Genomic DNA, 1,835 nt, shown 5'->3' with positions numbered 1-1,835 from the left:
GATAACCTGGGCAGGGTGCAATACAGTTATCTGCCGTATGTGCCGCAAAGTGGCAATACCAATGATGGCTCGTTTAAAACAGATCCCTTTAACAGCCAGCAGACATTCTACCAGAACAACACACTTAACCCGGGGGCCATAGGTGAAAGTATTTATTATAACCAGGCTGTTTTTGAGCCGTCCCCGTTAAACCGCACTGCCCGGGCCTATGCACCTGGTAACAGCTGGGCCCAGACGGGCGGCAATCACCCGATTGCACATCAGTATTTACTCAATACGGTTGCAGACTCCGTAATGAACTGGAGTATGGGTGGTGGTCTTTTACCAGTAACATCAGCGGTTTACGCGGCCGGGGAGTTATCGAAAGACGTTATTACAGACGAAGCAGGCAGGCAGTCGATCGCATATAAGGATAGAGAAGGGCATGTTATATTAAATAAAATACAGTATGCCAGCAACCCGGGGACAGGCCATGATGGCTGGTTATGCACTTATTATATTTATGATTACCTGGGTAACTTACGGGTAGTAGTGCCCCCGTTAGCGGTGCAGGCTATTGCCGGAAACCCTGATCTGTCGCCGGTTGCCGGAGAGTTATGCTTTATATATCGCTATGATGCTAAACACCGCCTGATCGTCAAAAAGGTTCCGGGCGCGGATTCCACAGAGATGATATATGATCTGAGGAACCGGCTGGTATTTAGCAGGGATGGCAACATGAAATTGAAAAACAACTGGCTGGTTACTTTCTATGATACTTTAAACAGGCCCATAGAAACAGCCCTGTATAACAGTACAGCCACCCGCGCCACGTTGCAGGCCAGCATGAATACCGCTACCTCCAATACCCAAAGCATCAGTTATACTTTTCCGGGAGTAGCCGACCTGGTGGTTGCATCCTATGATGCCCGTCCCCAATACCAGGCTACCAACAGTATCTCTTTTGAAGCCGGGTTTGACAGCGGCGCCGGGGGTACAACAGATGCCGTCATCAACAGTAGTCTTGACCAGGGCACTACCACCATTACCGCTACTAACCCCCTACCCAGTATACCTACCAGCGCTTTAACACCGCTCACTTATACCTTCTATGATAAATACAATTTCACTGGTGTACAAACCCCACTAACAACAGATTTCAGTAAACCACAGGCCGGCACTAATCCTTATGCGGAGCCGCTAACCGCCACCAGCAGCATGACCAAAGGGATGGTGACGGGTACAAAAGTAAAAGTGCTGGGTACCCCTGACGGGTGGCTGACCGCCACTATCTACTACAATGATAAAGGCCGGGTGATACAAACTATCAGTGATAATATTTCCGGCGCACAGGATGTAACCACTACACTGTATGACTTTAACGGGAAAGTATTAAGCACCTATTTACGCCATAAAAACCAACGCTGTGGCCCTACCCCGCAAACGACCGTGCTGACCATGATGGGGTATGATGCTGCGGGCAGATTGACCAGCATAAAGAAAAGACTAAACGATACCACCACATTGGAGCGCACCATTGCCACCAATGATTATGATGAGCTGGGGAGATTAAAAACAAAGAAGCTGGGCATCAATGGCACCAGCGCCCCTATTGAGCAGCTTTCCTACGAATACAATATCCGGGGATGGTTACGTGGTATCAATAAAACATTTGTGAATACAGCTGGTAGTACCAGCAACTGGTTTGGGCAGGAACTGGACTATGATGCAGGTTTTGTAAACAATCAATACAACGGCAACATTGCCGGGATAAAATGGAAAAGCAGGAGCAACAGCATTGCCAGGGCTTATGGTTACAGCTACGATAATACCAATCGTTTGACGGTGGCCGACTT

General features: G+C 48.4%; 1 protein-coding gene. It reads left to right on the top strand.

Translation table 11 applies throughout. The features are described 5' to 3' along the window. Positions 1-1,835, top strand: a 1,835-nt coding sequence (locus CLV51_RS29335; protein ID WP_245899009.1) for a DUF6443 domain-containing protein, incomplete at both ends; no start/stop codon positions are given.

The organism is Chitinophaga niastensis, from assembly GCF_003014755.1.
In the GTDB taxonomy this organism is placed as follows: Bacteria; Bacteroidota; Bacteroidia; order Chitinophagales; family Chitinophagaceae; genus Chitinophaga; species Chitinophaga niastensis.
The sequence above is the reverse complement of the archived record's forward strand: the minus strand, read 5'-3'. Positions and strand labels throughout refer to the sequence as shown.